Source organism: Frankia sp. AvcI1 (genome assembly GCF_001420875.1).
In the GTDB taxonomy this organism is placed as follows: domain Bacteria; phylum Actinomycetota; class Actinomycetes; order Frankiales; family Frankiaceae; genus Frankia; species Frankia alni.
In genome coordinates this window covers 197,768-217,553 of record NZ_LJFZ01000010.1, presented here as the reverse complement: position 1 = coordinate 217,553, position 19,786 = coordinate 197,768, and the positions used below count along the sequence as shown (strand labels likewise).

The 19,786-nt window shown below is 75.9% G+C and carries 14 protein-coding genes and 12 pseudogenes; 22 read left to right on the top strand and 4 right to left on the bottom strand.

Features of this window, described 5'->3' with window-relative positions:
- Positions 1-229 precede the first annotated feature (229 nt).
- The 16 genes and pseudogenes from UK94_RS50440 to UK94_RS50375 form a co-directional block, all read left to right on the top strand.
- A pseudogene (locus tag UK94_RS50440) lies at positions 230-1,167 on the top strand (SDR family NAD(P)-dependent oxidoreductase); the annotation flags it as partial.
- 1 nt (position 1,168) lies between these two features.
- The coding region (locus UK94_RS50435; protein WP_235487725.1) for a KR domain-containing protein at positions 1,169-1,591 on the top strand (423 nt) is incomplete at its 5' end.
- Positions 1,592-1,648: 57 nt separating this feature from the next.
- Positions 1,649-2,345: pseudogene (locus tag UK94_RS50430) on the top strand (beta-ketoacyl synthase N-terminal-like domain-containing protein); the annotation flags it as partial.
- Between the two features lies 1 nt (position 2,346).
- Positions 2,347-2,503 (top strand): annotated as a pseudogene (locus tag UK94_RS50425) (beta-ketoacyl synthase N-terminal-like domain-containing protein); the annotation flags it as partial.
- A gap of 1 nt (position 2,504) precedes the next feature.
- The coding region (locus UK94_RS13200; protein WP_235487723.1) for a type I polyketide synthase at positions 2,505-6,577 on the top strand (4,073 nt) is incomplete at its 5' end.
- Positions 6,564-6,872 (top strand): phosphopantetheine-binding protein, encoded by a 309-nt coding sequence (locus UK94_RS13195; protein WP_011604058.1) that lies wholly within the window; start codon positions 6,564-6,566, stop codon positions 6,870-6,872. The genes UK94_RS13200 and UK94_RS13195, both read left to right, overlap by 14 nt.
- Positions 6,873-6,874: 2 nt before the next feature.
- Positions 6,875-7,224 (top strand): annotated as a pseudogene (locus UK94_RS50420) (alpha/beta fold hydrolase); the annotation flags it as partial.
- Position 7,225: 1 nt separating this feature from the next.
- Positions 7,226-7,780 (top strand): alpha/beta fold hydrolase (locus tag UK94_RS50415; RefSeq protein ID WP_235487721.1); only part of this gene is annotated, 555 nt, incomplete at its 5' end.
- Between the two features lie 23 nt (positions 7,781-7,803).
- Positions 7,804-9,144: glycosyltransferase (locus UK94_RS73705; protein WP_268761326.1), on the top strand; the 1,341-nt coding region annotated here is incomplete at its 5' end.
- Positions 9,141-9,763: pseudogene (locus UK94_RS50400) on the top strand (ABC transporter transmembrane domain-containing protein); the annotation flags it as partial. The gene UK94_RS73705 and the pseudogene UK94_RS50400, both read left to right, overlap by 4 nt.
- 1 nt (position 9,764) lies before the next feature.
- Positions 9,765-9,868 (top strand): annotated as a pseudogene (locus UK94_RS50395) (hypothetical protein); the annotation flags it as partial.
- Position 9,869: 1 nt separating this feature from the next.
- A pseudogene (locus UK94_RS50390) lies at positions 9,870-10,585 on the top strand (ABC transporter ATP-binding protein); the annotation flags it as partial.
- 1 nt (position 10,586) lies between these two features.
- Positions 10,587-10,711: pseudogene (locus tag UK94_RS50385) on the top strand (hypothetical protein); the annotation flags it as partial.
- 1 nt (position 10,712) lies between these two features.
- The coding region (locus tag UK94_RS50380; RefSeq protein ID WP_235487719.1) for an ABC transporter ATP-binding protein at positions 10,713-11,111 on the top strand (399 nt) is incomplete at its 5' end.
- A 547-nt stretch (positions 11,112-11,658) separates the two neighbouring features.
- Positions 11,659-11,739, top strand: a pseudogene (locus UK94_RS73700) (hypothetical protein); the annotation flags it as partial.
- Between the two features lies 1 nt (position 11,740).
- The coding region (locus UK94_RS50375) for an HAD hydrolase-like protein (protein ID WP_235487717.1) at positions 11,741-11,958 on the top strand (218 nt) is incomplete at its 5' end.
- Between the two features lie 76 nt (positions 11,959-12,034).
- On the opposite strand, the gene UK94_RS13170 is transcribed toward UK94_RS50375, so the two are convergent.
- Together UK94_RS13170 and UK94_RS13165 are read right to left on the bottom strand one after the other, a co-directional pair.
- Positions 12,035-13,054 carry an SDR family oxidoreductase gene (locus tag UK94_RS13170; RefSeq protein WP_011604053.1) on the bottom strand — a complete coding sequence of 340 codons (1,020 nt, stop codon included), beginning with the start codon at positions 13,052-13,054 and terminating at the stop codon, positions 12,035-12,037.
- Between the two features lie 354 nt (positions 13,055-13,408).
- Positions 13,409-14,245 (bottom strand): LLM class F420-dependent oxidoreductase, encoded by an 837-nt coding sequence (locus UK94_RS13165; protein WP_011604051.1) that lies wholly within the window; start codon positions 14,243-14,245, stop codon positions 13,409-13,411.
- A gap of 159 nt (positions 14,246-14,404) precedes the next feature.
- On the opposite strand from UK94_RS13165, the pseudogene UK94_RS50370 reads away from it, so the two are divergent.
- The 5 genes and pseudogenes from UK94_RS50370 to UK94_RS50355 all read left to right on the top strand — a co-directional run.
- Positions 14,405-14,941, top strand: a pseudogene (locus tag UK94_RS50370) (UDP glycosyltransferase); the annotation flags it as partial.
- Between the two features lies 1 nt (position 14,942).
- Positions 14,943-15,586 (top strand): glycosyltransferase (locus tag UK94_RS50365; protein ID WP_268761325.1); only part of this gene is annotated, 644 nt, incomplete at its 5' end.
- 113 nt (positions 15,587-15,699) lie between these two features.
- Positions 15,700-15,776, top strand: a pseudogene (locus tag UK94_RS73695) (HAD family hydrolase); the annotation flags it as partial.
- A gap of 1 nt (position 15,777) precedes the next feature.
- Positions 15,778-16,085: pseudogene (locus tag UK94_RS50360) on the top strand (HAD family hydrolase); the annotation flags it as partial.
- A 1-nt stretch (position 16,086) separates the two neighbouring features.
- Positions 16,087-16,425 (top strand): HAD hydrolase-like protein (locus UK94_RS50355; protein WP_235487716.1); only part of this gene is annotated, 339 nt, incomplete at its 5' end.
- Between the two features lie 20 nt (positions 16,426-16,445).
- On the opposite strand, the gene UK94_RS13150 is transcribed toward UK94_RS50355, so the two are convergent.
- Positions 16,446-17,069 carry a class I SAM-dependent methyltransferase gene (locus tag UK94_RS13150; protein WP_011604047.1) on the bottom strand — a complete coding sequence of 208 codons (624 nt, stop codon included), beginning with the start codon at positions 17,067-17,069 and terminating at the stop codon, positions 16,446-16,448.
- Between the two features lie 235 nt (positions 17,070-17,304).
- On the bottom strand, positions 17,305-18,609 hold the full coding sequence (locus UK94_RS73690; protein WP_268761324.1) for an MFS transporter: 1,305 nt from the start codon (positions 18,607-18,609) through the stop codon (positions 17,305-17,307).
- A gap of 132 nt (positions 18,610-18,741) precedes the next feature.
- Between UK94_RS73690 and UK94_RS13140 the strand changes: the two genes are divergently transcribed.
- A partial coding sequence (locus UK94_RS13140; protein WP_235487714.1) for a LysR family transcriptional regulator occupies positions 18,742-19,586 on the top strand: 845 nt, incomplete at its 5' end.
- Positions 19,587-19,786 lie beyond the last annotated feature (200 nt).

Sequence of the window (19,786 nt, the reverse complement as noted above, 5' to 3'; positions counted from 1 at the left end):
GGCTACGGGGACGGTCGCACCGGCCGTCGGCTCCGGGCCAGGCGAGCCCGGCGGGCGCGCTGGTGGGCGGGCGCCGACCCGGTTCGTGCTCACGACCGTCCCCGCGCCGCTGCTCGCCGCCTCGGTCGACCTCACCGGCACCGAGTGGACGGTGTTCGGTGACGTGACNGCGCACCACGTCGCCGACGCGGTGGTCACCCGGCTGGCGGACCTCGGAGCTACGGTCACCATGCGCACCGCTTCCGCGTTGGCCACGGCTGCGCCGCAGCGAGTCGACGGGGTGGTCTACCTGTGCGGCTGGGGTCGCGCCGAGGGCGAGCCGGAGCTGCCCGAGACCTTCGCGGCGATCCAGGCCGTGCTGCGCGCCGGGCCCCGCTGGGTGCTCGCCGTCAGCTCACTCGCCGCCGACCCAACCGACCCAACCGACGCGACCGACGCGACCAGTCCCGCCGGGTCGGGGCGGGCGCTGCCCACCGAGCGCGCCGCCGGCCTGCGTGGGCTGTTCCGGACGCTGGCCAGGGAATATCCGGATCGGCTGGTGCGGCTCGTCGAGCTCGACGCCGCCCGCGCGGCGGCGGACGTCCTGGTCGCCGAGCTCGGCCGGTCCACCGGGTCCGGGGCGGTCGTCGTCCACCGCGGCGGCGTCCGGCTCGGAGAGCGGCTCACGGCGGTGCCGCCGGGACCGCTGGCCGCCGCGGGCGCCGGGCCCGCCGCCGACGGCGCGGCGGAGGCTGCGGCGCTCGGCCTCGACCGCGACGCCGTCATCCTGCTCGTCGGCGGGGCCCGGGGCATCACCGCAGGGTTCACGACGCTGCTCGCGGGCGCCGCGCGCTGCCGGCTCGAACTCGCCGGGCGCACCGCCCCGCCGGCCGCGGAGCATCCCCGCACCGCCGGGATCGTCGACCGCGCCGGTCTGATCCAGGCGGTACGCGAGCTCGGGCACCGCACGCCCGGGGAGGCGCGCCGCGCGGTCGCCGCCGTCCTCGCCGGGCGGGAGATCGCCGCGACCCTCGCCGACGTCGAGGCGCGCGGTGGCCAGGCCCGGTACCGCCAGCTCGACGTCCTGGACGCCGACGCCGTCCAGCAGGCGGTCAAGCAGGTCTTCGCCCGCCACGGCCGCCTCGACGGCGTCGTCTACTCGGCCGGGGTCATCGAGGACGCCCTCGTNGCGGACAAGGATCCGCAGTCGTTCCGGCGGGTGTTCGACACCAAGGTCGCCGGGGCCCGGACCCTGCTGGCCGCGCTCGCCGAACTGCCCGTCGCGCCCCGGTTCCTGGCCTTCTTCGGCAGCATCGCGGGCGTCCTGGGCAACCGCGGTCAGGGGGACTACGCCGCCGCGAACGACGCGCTGGAGACCCTCGGGGCCGCCTGGGCCCGCCACCGGGACACCCGGACGATCACCGTGCACTGGGGTCCGTGGGCGCCGTCGGCCGCGCATCCGGGGATGGTCGACCCCGGGCTCGAGGCGGAGTTCGCGCGCCGCGGGGTGGATCTCATCGACCCCGACGCCGGTCACCTGTGCCTGCTGCGCGAGCTCGCCTGGGGGCCCCGCGACGCCCCCGCGGTCGTCTACACGGCATCGGACTGGTAACCGGCCGCCGCGGCCCCGTCCCCGCCCGTCCCTCCCGGTCCAAGGAGTCCGACCACGATGACGCCCTCGCCGGCCCCGCCCTCCTTACCGGCGCGCCCGTCCCGGGCCGTCGCGCCGCCCGGCCCCGCCGCCGGTGGCTGGCGCCAGCCACCGATCGCCGTCGTCGGCATGGCGGTGCTGCTGCCGGGTGCACCGGACCTCGCCGCCTACTGGCAGAACCTGCTGGGCGGGATCGAGTCGATCAGCGAGGCGCCGCCGCACCGCTGGGATCCCCGCTTCTACGACCCGGCCGGCGCCGACGACCACCACGCGGAGCGGATCTACTGCCGCCGCGGCGGGTTCGTCGACGAGTACGCCTACGCCGACCCGCTGCGTTTCGGCATCCCGCCCGCCGACGTCGCCGGCATCGAACCCGACCAGCTTCTCGCGCTGCAGGTCGCCGCGAGCGCGATCGACGACGCCGGCGGCGCCGCCCGGCTCGGCGACCCGGCCCGCGTCGGCGTCATCCTTGGCCGCGGCGGCTACCTCGGCGCCGGCCTGGCCCGCCTCGACCAGCGGCTGCGCACCGCCCACCAGCTCGTGTCCACCCTCGGCACGCTGCTGCCCGCCCTGGGCGCGGGCGAGCTCGACCGGATCCGGGCGGCCTTCACCGACCAACTCGGCCCGCAGCGCCCGGACGGCGCGATCGGGATGGTGCCGAACCTGGCCGCGTCCCGGATCGCGAACCGGCTCGACCTGCGCGGCCCCGCGTACANGGTGGACGCGGCCTGTGCCTCGTCGCTGATCGCCGTGGACAGCGCGGTCGCCGAGCTCGCCGCCGGGCGCTGCGACGCGGTGCTCGCCGGCGGCGTCCACCACTGCCACGACATCACCCTGTGGAGCACCTTCGCGCAGCTCGGGGCGCTGTCGGCGNGCCAGCAGAGCCGGCCGTTCGACCGCGCCGCGGACGGCATCCTCATCGGCGAGGGCACCGGCGTCGTCGTGCTCAAGCGCCTCGACGACGCCCAGCGCGCCGGCGACCGGGTGTACGCGGTGATCCGCGGCACCGGGACGTCCAGCGACGGGCGCGGCGGCGGCCTGGTGAATCCGGAGCCGGCCGGGCAGGCCCTCGCCGTCGAACGGGCCTGGGCCGCGGCCGGACTCGATCCACGCGCCCGGCACTCGGTCGGCATGATCGAGGCGCACGGCACCGCGACGCCGGCGGGGGACGCCGCGGAACTCGCGACCCTGGTCCAGGTCTTCGGCAGCGACCGGGACGACATCGGCGTGCTCGGCTCGGTCAAGTCGATGATCGGGCACGCGATGGCGGCGGCCGGTGTCGCCGGGCTGGTGAAGGCCGCGCTGGCCCTGCACAACCGCGTCCTGCTGCCGGCGGTCAACTGCGAGGATCCGCATCCGGCGCTGACCCGGACGCGGTTTCGCCCGCTGCTGACGGCCGCGCCGTGGGAGAGCGCCGGGCCGCGGCGCGCCGGGGTGAACGCCTTCGGGTTCGGCGGGACGAACGCCCACGTGCTGCTGGAGGAGGCACCGCCCCCCACCGCCCCGCGCGCCGGGGCCGGGGCACCCGGATCCCCCGCGGGGGCCGACTCGCCGGGGGCGCGGCGGGACCCGGCCTCCGCGGGCCAGTCCGCCGCACCCGCCGGGGCCGCAACGGTGACGGCAACGGCAACGGCAAGCGCGACGGCGACGGTCCGCGAGGCCGACATCGTCCTCCGCTTCGCCGCGGCGACGCCGCGCGAGCTCGCCGGCCAGCTCGACGCCGACGACGCGACCCTGCGCGCGACGGCCGGCGGCACGCCCGCGTACTCGGGTCCCGGCGCCCGCCTCGGCCTGGTCCATCCCACCCCGCGCCGGCTCGCCGCCGCCCGGCACGCCGCCGGCGGGGCCCGCACCGGGGCCTGGGACGCCTGGCGGGGTCGCAGCGAGGTCTGGTACAGCGCGTCCGGCCTGCTCGCCGGCCCGAAGCCGGCGCGGGTGGCGTTCGTCTTCCCGGGGTTGGAGGCCGAGTTCGCCCCGCGGCTCGACGACGTGTGCGCGCATTTCGGGTTCGCGCCGCCGCGGCTGTCCGCCGACGGCCTGGGCACGCACGGCACCAGCGTGCTGGCCACCAGTCGCGTGCTCGACCGGACGCTGCGCCGGCTGCGCGTCGAGCCCGACGCCGTGGCCGGGCACAGCATCGGCGAGTGGAGCGCGATGTTCGCCGCGGGCCTGTTCGACGAGGCGGAGGTCGACGCCGACATCTTCGGCGCCGACCCGTACGACGGTGCCGTGCCCGAGGTGGACTACGCGTCGCTGAGCTGCTCGCACGACGACGCCCTGGCCGCGATCGCCGACCATCCCGGAGTCGTGCTCTCCCACGACAACGCCCCGACGCAGACGGTGGTGTGCGGACCGCCGGCGCGGATCGCCGAGCTCGCCCGCGGGCTGCGCCGACGCAACGTCGTCGTGCAGATCCTGCCGTTCCGCTCCGGCTTTCACACCCCGATGCTGCGGCCCTACCTCGCCGGACTGCGGGAACGCACCCAGCGGATGCGGATCCGCCGGGCGCCCCAGATCGAGCTGTGGTCGGCCACGACCGCCTCGCCGTATCCGGACGACACCGACGCGATCCGCGAGCTGTTCGTCCGGCACCTGCTCGAACCGGTGCTGTTCCGGCAGGTCGTCGAGGCGATGGCCGCCGCCGGCGTCGGGGTGTTCGTGCAGGTCGGGCCCGGACGACTCGGGGGGCTCGTCGACGCCACCCTGGAGTCGACACCGCACCTGACGATCGCGGCGAACAGCTCCGAACGCGACGGGCTCGGGCAGCTGCGCCGGCTCGCCGTCGCCCTGTGGGTGGAGCACGGCGACCCCGATTTCGCCGCCCTGGACTCCCCGGGCGTCGGTACGGCGCCGCCTGCTCCCCTTCCCGCCGGCGGTGCGGCTGTCCCGGCGACTCCCGCGGTCGACGCGACCCCCGAGACCCCCGCGGGCGGCGCGGGCGGCGCGGGCGGCGCGGGCGGTGCGGGGGCGACGGGTCGCCGCGGTGGCCCGCTGGTCCGCCTCGATCTGGGGGCGGCGTCGGTCCACCTCGACCCGTCGGCGCTGCCCAGGCTGGAGCCGGCCCGGTCGGCGAGCCCGCTGGCCGCGTGGGCCGCCCGCGATCCCCTGGCCGGCGAGCTCATGGCCCTGCTCGACGACACCGCCGAGACCGCCGCGTCCGTGCTGGCCAGCGCCTTCGCCGCGCCACCGCGGCCGACCGAACCCGCGCTGAGCACTCCGACGCGCAGCGGCGCCGGCTGGGAGGCGATCCTTCGAGTCTCCCTGGAGGCGATGCCCCACCTGCTCGACCACGCACTGCACGCGCAGCGCCCCGGCTGGCCCGACGACGCCGACCGACGCCCGGTGGTGGCGGCGACGACGACCGTCCGGCTGATGATGGACGCCGCCGAGCGGGCGTCGGGGCTGATCGCCGTCGGCGTCGCCGACGCCCGCTTCGACGCCTGGTTGCCCGCCACCCCCACCCGGGAGGTGGCGGTCAGGATCGCGCCGGCGGGGCCCGACCGGCTGCAGGTCACGTTCGCCGGCTACGCCAGCGCCCAGGTCGTCGTCGCCGATCGCTATCCGGCGTCCCGGCCGGCGCGCTGGCCGGTCGACCCGGCCGCCGAGCAGCCGCCGATCATCAACGCGCGGGACTTCTACCGCGAACGGTGGATGTTCCACGGCCCGGCGTTCCAGGGCGTGACGGCCCTGCTCGGCCACAGCGCCCACGGCGTGCGCGCGGTGCTCACCGGCACCCGCGCACCCGGCTCGCTGCTCGACGCCGCCGGCCAGCTGCTCGGCTACTGGATCCGCACCCAGGCCCGCGACGGGCTGGTGCTGTTCCCGGTGCGCATCGGCGGGGTGCGGCTGTACGGACCGGAGCCGGCGCCGGGCACCCCGGTGACCTGCCAGGCGTGGGTGACCTGGATGGACGACCAGTGGGTCCACGCCCACCTGCAGCTCGTCGACGGCACCGAGGTCTGGGCCGAGGTCGAGGGCTGGGTGGACCGCCGCTTCGGCCTCGATCCGGCGCTCGACGAGGCGTTCCGCCATCCGGACCGGCACCCGTTCGCACTGGCGCAGCCCGGCGGCTGGGTGCGCGTCACCGAACAGTGGCCCGATCTGGCGACGCGGGAGCTGGTCCTGGGCAGCGTCACCGGCGCCGCCGAGCGGGCGGTGCACGACGCGACCCCGCCGCCGGCGCGGCGCGCCTGGCTGCTGCGCCGGATCGCGGCGAAGGACGCCGTGCGCACCCGGCTGTGGGCGGCGGGCCACGGCCCCCTGTTCCCCGCCGAGCTGCACGTCACCGACGCGGTGATCGGCCCCGGTGCGACCGGCCCCGGTGGAACCGGCGCCGGTGGGACCGCTGACGTGGTGGCCAGCACGACGGTGACGGGGGCTCACGGCGGCGCGCTGGCGCCCTTCGCGTTGTCGGTCGCCCACGACGCCGGACTGGCCGTGGCCCTCGCCCGCCCCGCGCGCGAGGGACGCGGCGGTGGCGTCGGCATCGCGCTCGCCAGGATCGACCCGGCCGACCCCGCCCTTCCGGCTACGCCCCATCCCCCGGCCGGGCCGGCCGTCGCGGACCCCGCGGACACCGCGGAGAGACAGCTGCTGCGCCGGCTGCGCGGAGAGTGCCGGGCAGAAGGCGACCAGGCGGCGGCCCGCTGGCGGGCCCGGTTCGCCGCCGCCCGGCAGGCCGCGAGCCGGGCCGGCGGTCACGCCGTTGCCCGGGTCGTGGCCACGGGCCCCGACGGCACGCTGATCGTCGCGGTCGGCGCCGACCCGGACGGCGGTGACGGCGGTCCTGGCGCGCCGCCGCCGCAGCGGTACGCCGTGGGCTACGCCGAGATCGACGCGCCCGCCGCGCAGCAGGGGCACGCCACCGCGGGGACGCGGCACCGGTACGTGGTCGCCTGGACGACAGGCACCCCCAGTCGAGAGGAATCGCACCATGACGCACGATGACGAGCTGTCCGGCACGCTGCTCGCCGAGATCGGCGCGATGATCGCCCGCATCCTGGAGAAATACGGCCTGGGCGACGTGCGCGTCGAGATGACCACGGCCTTCCACGACGACCTGGAGATGGAGAGCATCGACCTGGTCACGCTCGGCGGCATGCTCGCCGAGCGGTACGGCGAGAACGTCAGTCTCGCCGAGTTCCTTGCCGAGAAGGATCTCACCGAGGTCATCGCGCTCACCGTGGGCGACATCGTGGCGTTCGTCCGCTCCCGGCTGGGCGCCCCGGCAGGCGTGGACTGACCGTGCCGATCATCGACGTCAACGGCAACGACCTCCACTACCTCCACGAACGGGGCAAACGCCGCCAGCAGCGGGGCGAGCTCGCAGCGCCCGGCCCCGGTGTCGCCCCCGCCCCCGCCGCCACCAGCACCGACCTCGGCGACCCGGCCCGGCCCGCGGGCGCGGCGCCGACGCTGGTCTGCGTGCACGGCCTGGGCACCGACAGCCTGGCCAGCTTCTACCTGACGATGGCCGCCCCACTGGCAGCCGCCGGCATCGACGCGGTGTTCTACGACCTGCGCGGGCACGGCAACAGCGGCCGGCCCGCGCGGGGCTACACCGTCGGTGACTTCGTCGCCGATCTCGCCGGCCTNCTGGCAGCCCTGGGCATCGACGAGCCGGTGCACCTGGTGGGCAACAGCTTCGGCGGCACGATCGCCTATGCCTTCGCGGCCGCCCACCCGGACCGGGTGGCGAGCATCGTCACGATCGAGGCCGAGCCGCCGACGCAGCCATGGGCCGACCGGGTGGGGCTGATGCTGGAGAACACCCGGCGCGACCTCGGCCGCGAGGACACCTACGCCTGGTTGCAGAAGACCTTCGGCTCCCACTACGTCCGGCTGTCCCGGCTGGCCTACCGGCGCCTGCAGGAGACGTCGATGGCCGACGAGATCCCGCAGGGCCCGCTGCTCGACCTGGAGGACCTGGCCCGCATCCAGCAGCCGGTGCTGAGCATCCTGGGCAGCGACGGCTTCCAGGCGGAGGACCCCTATCTGTTACAGAGCGTTCTTCCCGACTGCCACACGGTGATCGTGCCGGATCAGGACCATTCGGTGCTCGTCGAGTCGCACCGGCGCGTCCGCGACCTGACGATCGACTGGGTGCACCGGCACCAGGCGGTGGGCGTCCCCTCCGGTGAGGGGGCGTGAGCACCTTCCTGTTCGTGGTGCCNCCGCTGGCCGGGCACATCACCCCGCTGGTCGCCGTGGCCGACCGGCTGCGCGACCGCGGCCACCGGGTGGTCTGGTCGGGCGAGGAGTCGATCGTGCGGCGGCTGGCCGGATCGGGCGCCGAGATTCACCCCTGCCTGGCGGGACCGGTCGACGTCGACATCCGCGGCGCCGAGCTGCGCGGCTACGCCGGGGTCCGCTTCCTGTGGGAGGAGTTCCTCGTCCCGCTGGCCGAGGCGACCTATCCGGCGGTCGTCGAGGCGGCCGTCCGGTCGGCCGCGGACGTGCTGGTCTGCGACATGCAGGCGCTGGCCGGGCCGCTCGCGGCGGCGCGGCTGGGCCGGCCGTGGGCGACGTCGGCGACGACGTCGGGCCCGCTGCGGGACACCTTCGCCGCCACCCCGAAGGTCCAGCGGTGGTTCGACGACCTGCTCGACGGGCTCATCACCCGCACAGCCACCCCGACCCGGCTCGCCACCCCGACCCGGCTCGCCGACGCAGCCCCCACCGCCAGCCCGGTGCGGGCCGACCCGGCCGCGGCCGGCGGATCGCCGACGCCGGGCACGCTGCGGCTGTCCCCTCATCTCGTCGTCGCGTTCACCACGCAGGCGCTGGCCGGGCCGCCCGGCGGCGACTCGCTCATCGGCCCGGACGGGCCGCCGACCGCCTGGGTCGGCCCGTCGCTGCCACCGCCACGTCCAGCTCCCCTCGGCAGCGGCCCGGGTGGGCCGCAACCGGGTCGGCCGCAACCGGGTCGGCCGCAACCGGGTGGCTCGGCGGCGGCCGAGGCATTCCCGTGGGGGCGGCTCGATCCGGGACGCCGGCTCGTGGTGACCAGCTTCGGGACGGTCAACGGCCAGGTGAGCGGGGAGTTCCTGCGAACGTGCGCGGCGGCGCTGCGCACGCTCGGCGACGGCGTGCAGGCCGTCATCGCCGACCCGCTGGGCGCCGTCGACCCGGCCGCCCTGCCGGACGGCGGCATCGCCGCGCGGTTCCTGCCGCTGGTCGACCTGCTGCCGCGAGCGGCGGCGGTCGTCTGCCACGGCGGGCACAACACGGTCTGCGAGGCGCTCGGGCACGGCGTGCCGCTGGTCGTCGCGCCGATCCGGGACGACCAGCCGGTCATCGCCCAGCAGGTGGTGGACGCGGGTGCTGGCATCCGGCTGCGCTTCGCCCGGGCCACGCCGACGATCGTGGCGTCGGCCGTCCGCGAGGTCCTCGACGATCCCCGCTACCGGTCGGCCGCGGCCCGCGTCGGTGCCTCGTTCCAGGCGGCGGGCGGGGCCGCGGCCGCCGCCGAGCACCTGCAGCGCCTCGCCGCGGCGCGCAGCCCGGTCGGATGAGCCGCGCCCGCCGCGCCGCCGCGGCGCGCCGCCAGCCGCTGCCGGCCGGGCGGTTCGTGCTCCGCTTCACCGCGGGCTCGCGCCGCGTCCTGCTCGCCGGCGGGGTGCTCACCCTGCTCGGCACGTCGATGTCGCTGGCCCAGCCGATCATCGCCCAGCACATCCTGGCCCGGCTCACCGCCGACCAGCCGGTCGGGCGGCTGCTCGGCGTCCTGACCGTCGCGGTCCTGCTCGGCACGGCGGTGTCCGCCGGCGGATTCTTCCTCATCGAGTCGGTCGGCGAGACCCTCGTGCGGACCGTCCGCATCCGCCTGGTGGAACGCATCCTGCGACTGCGGCTGTCCGCGACCGACGAGATCAAGCCCGGTGATCTGATGTCGCGGCTCGTCGGCGACACCACGCTGCTGCGCCAGGTCACGACCCAGGCCCTGGTGACGAGCTGCACGGCGACCATCGCCCTGGTCGGGGCGCTGGTGATGATGGCCCTCATCGACGTGGTCCTGCTCGGCGTCACGCTGTCGTCGGTCGTGCTGATGAGTGCCAGCGTGCGCTGGTCGGCGTCGCGGATCGGGAAGGCCACCGGGCAGGCGCAGGCCGCCGTCGGCTACATGGCCACCCTNCTCGACCGCGACCTCGGTGCCCTGCGCACGGTGAAGGCCTCCGGAGCGGAGGACCACGAGATCGGCCTGCTCGCCGACGCGGCGCAGACGGCGTTCCGCCGGGGNCTGCGCGTCGCCGCCTGGCAGGCGGGCACCGGGGCGAGCGCCGGCATGCTCATGCAGGCGTCGTTCCTGGGAGTGCTCGGCGTCGGCGGCGCCCGGGTCGCCGCCGGGGACCTGCCGATCGCCGACCTGATCGCGTTCCTGCTCTACATGTTCTTCCTGACCCAGCCGGTGACCACCCTGGTCGGCGCCTGGGGTCAGTTCAGGGCGGGCGGGGCGGCCGCGGAACGCATCCAGGCGGTGCTGCGTCTGGATGCCGAACCCACCGCGGCCCGGGGACGCAGCTCCCTCGACCGACGCACCACCGCCGGCCGAGGCACCAACGGCGGCCGAGGCACCAACGGCGGCCGACGCACCACCGCCGGCCGACGCGCCAACGGCGGCCACCGCGATCCCGCCACCAGCGGCCCCATGTTCAGGCGCGGGCCCGTCGTCGTCCGCCGCGCCGCGCTGACCAGGCGCGCCGCGTCCGCCACGAACACCGGGCCGAACCGCCGGGCCGCCAGCGCGACGGTGGCCTTCGACAACGTCGAGTTCGCCTACCGGCAGGACCTCCCGCCGGTGCACCGGGGGGTGTCGTTCACCGTCCCGCCCGGCGGGATGACCGCCATCGTCGGCCCGTCGGGCGCCGGCAAGTCGAGCATCTTCCTGCTGCTCGAACGGTTCTACGACGCCACCGCCGGGCGGATCCTCGTCGACGGCCGCGACGTGCGGGACTGNCCGCTGGCACAGCTGCGCCGCTCGATCGGCTACGTCGAGCAGGAGGCTCCGGTGCTCGCCGGTTCCCTGCGCGAGAACCTCACGCTCGGCCTGACCGGCGTCGACGACGAGGACCTGCACGAGGCNCTGCGCCTGGCCCGGCTGGAGCTGTTCGTGGCGGCGCTGCCCGGCGGGCTCGACGGCTGGATCGGCCACCGCGGCAGCACCCTGTCCGGCGGTGAACGCCAGCGCATCGCCATCGCCCGCGCCCTGCTGCGCCGGCCCCGGCTGCTGCTGCTCGACGAGGCGACCTCGGCGCTCGACGCCGGCAACGAGCTCGCGCTGCGCGACACCATCGCCGCCGCGGCGAGCACGACGACGGTGCTGGTCGTCGCCCACCGGCTGTCCACCGTCGTCGGCGCCCGGCAGATCATCGTCATGGAGGCGGGCCGGGTACGCGCCCTCGGCAGCCACGCGCAACTGCTGGAGACCGACCCGCTCTACCGCGACCTGGCGACGACCCAGCTCCTCGTCCCCACCGGCTGACCCGCCCGGCCCGCGGCGGCCTGTCCGGCTGTTGCCGCGGCGGTCGGCGGCGGACACTGGCTGGCGGAGGTGGTGCACGACCTACCACTGATCAGCACCACCCACCATTCCTTCCGGGGGAAGACGGATAAGCCGGCCGCGCGCGATCCTGCTCGACTTCTACGGCACCGTCGTCGCCGAGGACGACGACGTGGTGGCCGCGGTCTGCCGCAGCATCGAGCAGACCGCGACGGCCAGAGTGCGCGATCCGGCGACGATCGGCCGGTACTGGTCGGACGCCTTCGCCCGGTTGTGCGCCGCCGCGGCGGGCCCCGCGTTCGCCACCCAGCGGGAGCTGGAACGCCGGTCACTGCGGGAGACGATCCGGCATTTCGGCTCGGACGCCGACGAGGAGTCGCTCAGCCGGCGGCTGTTCGACTACTGGCGTCGGCCGGCGCTCCTGCCCGGCNCCGCCGCCTTCCTGGCCGAGATCGAACTGCCGGTCTGCCTTGTCTCCGACATCGACCGTGTCGATCTCGACGCCGCACTCGACGCCCACGGGCTCCGAGTGGACGCGATCGTCACAAGCGAGTACAAACCGCGACCGGAACCGTTCCGGCTCGCCCTCGACCACCTGGCACCCGGCCAGNACGGACCCGGCCAGCACGGACCCGGCCAGCACAGCCTCGCTCCGGGCGAGGTCTGGCACGTCGGCGATTCCCTGGCCTGCGACGTGGCCGGCGCCAACGCGCTCGGCATTCCCGCCGTCTGGATGAACCGCACGCACCGGCAACGGCCGGCAGGGGCGTCGCTCGTCGCCGAGGTCGGGGACCTCACGGCGGTCCTGGAACTGGTCCGGCAGGCCTGACGGCGGCGGCCTGCCGAGCGCCACGCGTTCACCATCGATCCACGACCCAGCCGTCGTCCCCCGTGCGGACCACCNGTCAGCCGGTGGTGGCCTCGCTGCCGGTGACGGGGCTGCCAGCGGCAGGGCTGCCGGCGGCGGGGATGGTGGGGACGGGACCGCCAGGGATGGGGACGGTGGGGACCGGGACGGTGGGACCGGCACCTTCGGGGGTGGGACTGGCGGGGCTGGCGGGGGCGGGGCGGGCGGAGACGGTCAGGCGGGCGGCGCGGGTGAGGACGTAGCCGAGGATCGACATGTGGGACGCCGGGAAGAGGCGGGCGACGGCGTCGATCGTCCTGGCCTGGCGGGTGATGACCACGCGGCCTCGGCGGGCCTCGACCGCGGCGAGGATCTCCCGGGCGGCGGCGTCCGCCGGGTAGCTGAGCATCTTCGCGAACTCGCGGCGGCCCGCCTCCGCCTCGTGGCTCGGCACGGCCCGCGCCACCCGGGCCGTCTCGGCGAGGCGGGTGCGCACCCCACCGGGGAACACCGCCGTGACGCCGACGCGGCCGGCCAGCTCGTGGCGCAGCGCGTCGGTGAAGCCGCGCACGGCGAACTTGCTCGCCGAGTAGGCCGTCTGGCCGGGGGGTCCGATCAGCCCGAACAGGCTTGAGACGTTGACGATGTGGCTGCCGGGGCTGGCGAGCAGGGCCGGCAGCAGCAGGCGGGTGAGCCGCACGGGCGCGCGGAAGTTGATGTCCATCACCCAGTCGAACTCCTCCAGCGTGAGGTGTTCGAAGCCGCCGCCGAGCGCGACGCCGGCGTTGTTGACCAGCAGGGACACCCCAGGATGCTCGGCCAGCACGCGGGTCGCCGCGGCGTCGACGGCGTCGGCGTCGGCGAGGTCGACGGTCAGGCAGTCGACCAGCAGCCGCGGATGGCGGGCACAGATCCTGGCGGCCACGGCCGCCAGGCGCGGTGCGTCGCGGTCGAGCAGGACGAGGTTGCTGCCGCGGCCGGCGAGTTCGTAGGCCATCTCCTCCCCCAGGCCACTCGCGGCACCGGTCACGACGGCGGTTGCGGCGGCGAACTGGTAGGGACGTAGCGGGGACGGCACGTGGGAACTCCTTCTTCGGGGAACGGGGACGACCAGTATCCGTGGACCCGGTCGACCGGCCGGACCCGACTCGCACCGCATTTCCCCTCGTCGGGTGACAGGCCCGCACCATCCGGCCGGCCCGCTCCACACCCGAGAACCGGTATCACCGGAAGGGAGAATGCCGCGCCGAGTCCGGTCACCATCGCGGCGAATATGCGGTATCGACAGAGGAACGTGCCTCGGTTTCGGCGTTCCGGGACAGCGCCCGCCGTGGTGGACCTGGACTCGCGAAAGCGGCCGGCCGCCGGGCCCGCCGGCCGATCGGCCGATCGGCCGGTCGGCCGGCTCAGGGCAGCAGCTCAGGGCAGCAGCTCAGGGCAGCAGGACGTCGGCGAGGCGTCGCCACCAGGTGGACTCGGGCTCCCCGCCGGTCGCGTCGTTGACCTGGAGCACGACCTGGTCGGCGCCGGCGGAGAGGTATTCGGCCACCCGCTTGCCGATGGTCTCCACGTCGCCCCACACGGTGACCTGGTCGATGAGCCGGTCGGAGAGGTCGGCGACGTCGTCGGCGGTGAAGCCCATCCGGACCAGGTTGTTGGCGTAGCCGGGGACGGTGGTCAGGAAGCGGATCGCCTCGCGGGCGGTGCCGCGCGCGGCGGCCGGGTCGCGGTCGGGGACGACGGTGACGAGCACGGCCAGCGTCCGGTCGGGGCCGAGCACGGCGCGCGCGTCGGTGACGTACTGCGGCGTGACGAGGAACGGGTACGCCCCGGCCGCGCGGTCGCGGGCGAGGCGGAGCATGGCCGGGCCGAGGGCGGCGAGGATGCGCCCGGCGGCCGGCACCGCCGGCTGCGCGGCGTCGAGCTCGTCGAGGTAGGCGCCGAGGGTGGCCAGCGGACCCGCGCCGTGCGCGCCGCCGAGGCCGGCGAGGTAGCGGCCGGGATGGTCGGCGGCGAGCGCCGCGTAGGTCGCCGCGACCTCGGCGGCGGGGACCTGGTCGACGGACAGGATGCCGTTGGCGACGAGCAGGCTCCCCGTGCCGCGCACGACCTGCTCGACGAGCCGGACGTTGTTGCCCTGGCCGCCGGGCAGCCACAGCGTCGAGTAGCCCAGGTCCTCGAGCTCCGCGGCCGCGGCGACGGCGGCGGGGACGTCCGGGTTGAAGGCGATCGTCGAACTCGCGATGCCGATGGTGCCGAGAGTGGTCATGGCCTCTGCAACCCCCCGAACCGGGAGCCTCTTCCGGGTCGGCGGGCAACCTGCCGACCGGCCCGGACGACAACGAAACGGACGCGCCGACCCGGCCGGACCAGACCCGCCGTCACCGGCAGCCACCAGACGACGCTGAACGGCAGGACACGAGACCCGATGCGCACCCCGCGACACATCGCCATGATCGGCTGCACCACGCCCAGCCACGTCTACCCCTCGCTCGGCGTCATCGCCGAACTCGTCCGCCGCGGCCACCGGGTCAGCTACGCCATCGGCGACCGGCTCGCCGCGCTGGTGGAGCCCACCGGCGCGCGGCCCGTCACCCACCCCTCGACGCTGCCCGCGCAGGACGGTGACTGGCCCGACAACCCGGCCGCCGAACTCGCCACCCGGATGTTGCTCAACGAGGGGATCGCCACCCTCCCGCCGCTCGCCCGCCACTTCGACGACGACCGGCCCGACCTGCTGATCCACGATGTCGCCGCGCAGGCGGGACCGGTGCTCGCCGCCCGGTGGGACGTCCCCGCGGTGTTGCTGTCCCCGACCTGGGTGCCGTGGGACGGCTTCGAGCAGGACAACGCCGAGGCCCTGTCGGCACTGCGCACGTCCGTGCCCGGCAAGGAGTACCAGGCGAGGTTCAGCGCGTGGCTGCGCGACAACGGCCTCGACCGCGACCCCTGGGAGTGGCTGGGCNCCGACCGGCCCACCGTCTCGCTGATCCCTCCGGTGTTGCAGCCGCACCTGAACCGGGTCCGGCCGGGGGTGCGGTTCGTCGGGCCGTGCCTGGACCCCGCGCGCCTGGCCGAACGGACCTGGACGGCGCCGCCGGACGCCGGCCGGGTGCTGCTGGTGTCCCTCGGCACCGTCTACAACGACCGGCCCGACATCTACCGGGCCGCCGCCGAGGCGTTCGCCGGCACCGACTGGCACGTGGTCATGGCGCTTGGCCGGCGCGTCGACACCGCCGCGCTCGGCCCGCTGCCCGCCAACGTCGAAGCCCACCGCAGCGTCCCCCAGCTCGCCGTGCTCGCCGCGGCGTCGGCGTTCGTCACCCACGCCGGGATGGGAAGCTGCGTCGAGGCGCTGTGGTTCGGCGTGCCGACGGTGGCGATCCCGCTGGCCGCCGAGCAGTTCGGCAACGCCGCGATCCTCGCCGCCCTCGGCGTCGGCCAGCAGCTCGCCGCGGACCGGGTCGACCCACAGCTCCTGCGCACCGCCGTCGCGTCCGTGGCCGCCGACGCCGAGATCGCCGGACGGCTGACCGGGCTCGCGTCCGTGCTGCGCGCCCACGGCGGAATCGAGGCCGCCGCCGACGCCGTCGAGTCCTTCCTGCCCTGACCGGCCCTACCCTGAGCGGCCCTTCCCTGACCGGCCCTACCATCCGTTCCCTGCCGGCCGCTCACTTCCACCGAGCAACCCGCCGGGTCGGCGAGCTGTGAGATCGTGCGCGGATGCCCGCCGAACCTGCGCTGATCCTGTGGGATGTTGATCATACGCTGCTGTCGTTCCCGGGGCTCGGCCGCGAGCTNCACGCCCGGGCCTTCCAGGCGGTCGTCGGCCGGCCCGCGGACCAGATCGCCGACCTCGCCGGCCGCACCGACCGGGCCATCGTCGTCGACACCCTGCGGCTGAACGGGATCGACCGGCCGGAGTCGCTGCTGCCCGCGTTCTACGCGGCGCTGCCGGCCGCGGCCGTCGCGCTCGACGATCGGATGCGTCGGACCGGCCGAGTCCTGCCCGGCGCGCGGGCGGCCCTCGAAGGCCTGGCGGGCGACGGTGTGGTGCAGTCGGTGGTCACCGGCAATCTGCCGTCCCTCGCTCGGCTCAAACTGGCCTGNTGCGGGCTGACCGACCTGCTCGACCTGGCCGTCGGCGGCTACGGCGACGACGACACCGACCGCGCCGTGCTCGTCGCCCTGGCCATCAAGCGCGCGCAGGCCGCCCACCGGCTGACCTTCTCCCCGGCCCGCGTCGTGGTCATCGGGGACACGGTGCACGACGTCCGCGGCGCGCGGGACGCCGGGGTGCGGGCGGTCGCGGTCGCCACCGGCGCGACCACCGCGGACACCCTGCGGGCCGCCGGCCCGAACGCGGTCCTGACCGACCTGACCAGCCTGCCCACCCTGCGCACCGCCGTCTACGGCCGCACCGCCCTCCACGGCGACGCCGTCACCTGAAAGCCCTCACACGACGGCCCTCACCCGCGGCCCACCCGACGGCGCAGGCGGACGAGGGCGTCGACGGCGGTGCGCTCGCCGGCCGGGGTCGGCACCGGGCGGTGCACCCGCCGCGCGGCGTCCACGCTGAGCTCCGCGCGGTCGGCCAGGTCGGCGGTCACGTCGTCGGCGGTGTACAGCACCGCCGGGTCCTGCGGGCCGCCGACGCCCTCGGTGAGGTTCGCCGAGTCGTGGGCGACGACGAGCAGCGTCGCGCCCGGTGCCAGCAGATCCGCGGCCCGGTGCAGCGCCGTCCGGCGACGCTGCGCGGGCAGTTGCAGGTAGGCGAGCAGGACCAGGTCGAACGGGCCGGCGGGCAGGGGGCCGGCGACGGCGTCGGCCACGACGAAGGTCGTCCGGTCCGCCACCCCCGCGTGCTCGGCGAGGCGCCCGGCGCGCTCCACCGCCGTGGCGGAGAAGTCGGCGCCGACGACGTGCCAGCCGAGGGTGGCCAGGTGGATCGCGTTGCGCCCCTCGCCGCAGGCCAGGTCGAGCGCCCGCCCCACCGCCAGCCCGTCGATCTCGGCGGCGACGAAGCGGTTCGGCGCCGAGCCCCACAGCAGCTCGGTGGCCGCGTACCGGGCATCCCACGCCGCCGCGTCCATCCGCCTCGCCCCCACGTCCCGACTCGACCCCGCACGCGCACTCACCGACCCGGTGGGGCCGAACCAGAGCCTCGCGCCGACGATACGGGCTGTTCGGTCGGTCTCGGCATCCTACGCTGTGGACACCGTGAATCCGGGCGACCACCCGTGGCTGATCGGGCTCGCGACGGCCGACGTGGCACTGCGGGCGGCTCGGGTACGGGCCGGTGCAGGACTGTCGCCGCCGCCCGGCGGATCACACCGCAACGGCGGCCGAGCGGCGGCGCAGCGCGTCCCAGCAGGCCAGGGCGACGGCGGCGAGGCCGAACACGGCGCCGGTGACGCTGACGGCGGTCCAGCCGCCGTGGCTGTAGGCGGTGCCCGAGGCGATCGAGCCGGCGAGGCCGCCGGCGAAGTAGGTCGCCATGTAGGCGGAGGTGAGCCGGCTGCGGGCCGCGGGGTTCAGCCGGTAGATCTCGCTCTGGTTGGCGATGTGCAGGCCCTGCGCCGCGAGGTCGAGCGCGAGGATGCCGACGATCAGCGCGGCGAGCGAGTGGCCGCCGAGGCCGAGCGGCAGCCAGGCGGCGAGCAGCAGCGCGGCCGTGCCCACGGTCGCCGCCCCGGCGCGCCCGCGGTCGGCGGCCCGGCCGACGAACGACGCGGCCAGCACGCCCATCAGGCCCAGCAGGCCGAACAGGCCGATGACGCCGGTCGAGTAGTGGTACGGCGCCGCGGACAGCAGGAACGCCAGCGGCGTCCACAGCGCACTGAACGCCCCGAACGACGCCGCCCCGTAGGCCGCGCGCAGCCGCAGCACCGGCTCGTCGCGCAGCAGCCCGACCACCGACGCGATCAGCGCCCGGTAGCCGAGCCGCGGCGCCGCCGTGCGCGGCTCGGCCGGCAGGCGGGCGGCGAGCACGGCGCACAGCACGAGCTGGGCGGCCCCGGCGACCCAGAACGGGGTACGCCAGCCGCCGAGGTCGGCCAGGTAGCCGGCGACGGTGCGGGCCAGCAGGATGCCCAGCAGCAGTCCGCTCATCACCGTCCCGACGACCTTGCCGCGCTCGGCGTCGCCGGCCAGCGTCGCGGCGAAGGCAACGCCGATCTGCGCGGTCACCGACAGGGCCCCGACCGCGACGGCGGCGATCAGGAGCTGGGTGGCCGAGGTGGCGGTGGCGAGCACGAACAGGCCCACCGCCTGGGCGGCGACCAGTGCGGGGATCAGGCGGCGGCGGGCCACGAGGTCGCCCACCGGGACCAGCAGGCACAGCGCCACCAGGTAGCCGGCCTGGGTCACCGAGACGACGAGCCCGGCCGTGCCGGTGGACAGGCCCAGCGCCGCCCGGATCTCGCCGAGCAGCGGCTGGGCGTAGTACATCGCCGCCACGCACATGCCCGTGCTCACCGCGAGCAGCCCGACGAGGCCGCGGCCGAGACCCGTCCCCGCCGCCGGGGAGGTGCCGTCGGCGAAGGCGCCGCCCCCGGACGCGCCGCCCCCGGACCTGCCGCCTCCGGGTGCGCCGCCCTCGGACGCGCCGTCGGAGGATCCGTGCGTCGTCACGCCGCCGTCGATCATGGGGCCAGCGTGCCGCACCCTGGGTAACCTGTCCAACAGAACAATCAGCTTGGCTTCATCTGTGTAGGAGATGTATGGAGCTCCGCCAGCTCGAACACTTCGTCGCCGCCGCCGAGNAGCTGCACTTCACCCGGGCCGCGCAGCGAGTGAACATCGTCCAGTCGGGGCTGTCGTCGTCCATCGGCGCCCTGGAACGCGAGCTCGGCGCGAAGCTGTTCGTGCGTAGCACCCGCGCCGTGCGGCTGACCCAGGAGGGCGAGGTGCTGCTCACCCAGGCCCGCCGGATCCTGTCCGCCGCCGCCACGGCGCGCTCGGCGGTCGCCGGGGTGGCCGGCGGCATGGGGGGCCGGCTGACCATCGGAATCATGCAGTGTTTCCGCCGCGGCCTCACCGAGGCGCTCGCCGCGTTCCACGCCGAGCACCCGCGGGTGGAGCTACGGCTCGTGCAGGCGCCCAGCGCGGACCTGCTCGACCGGGTCGCGGCCGGCACCCTCGACCTCGCGTTCGCCTGCGCGCGGACGGCCCCGGCCGGCGTCCACCTGACCCCGCTGGACGACCGGCCGATGGTGTTCGCCTGCCACGGCGGGCACCGGCTGGCCGGCCGGGCGGCGGTGTCGCTGGCGGAGACCGCCGACGAGGACTTCGTCGACTACCCGCCCGGCTGGGGGTCGCGCACGGTCGTCGACGCCGTGCTCGCCGATCACGGCCTGCGCCGCCGGCTGGCCTGCGAGGTCGGCGACACCGACACGCTGCTCGACCTCGTCGCGCACGGGCTCGGCGTCGCCGTCCTGCCGCCGAGCCTCGACCCCCGCCACCGCGACGAGCTGCGGCTGATCCCGCTCGCCCCGCCCGTCCCCACCTTCCCGACGGGAATCGTCACCCCGGCCGGCGCCACCTCGGCCGCGGCCCGCATCCTGCTCGACACCGTCCTCGCCCGCCAACCCGCCCCGGTGGCCCGGTAACGACCGTCACCGTGGTGCCCACCGACCGTCCATGATCATCAGTGCCGATCACACGTCGTCAACAACGTTGATTATCTGGTGAGGCGGTGGATGGCACGCCGCGGCTGCTGGGGGACCTGGCCGACCTCGTGGCAGGGCGAGGCGGAGTGTGCGCGGGCGGCGCACGATCGAGTTGGCCGGTCGCGGCGGGTGTGTCACCG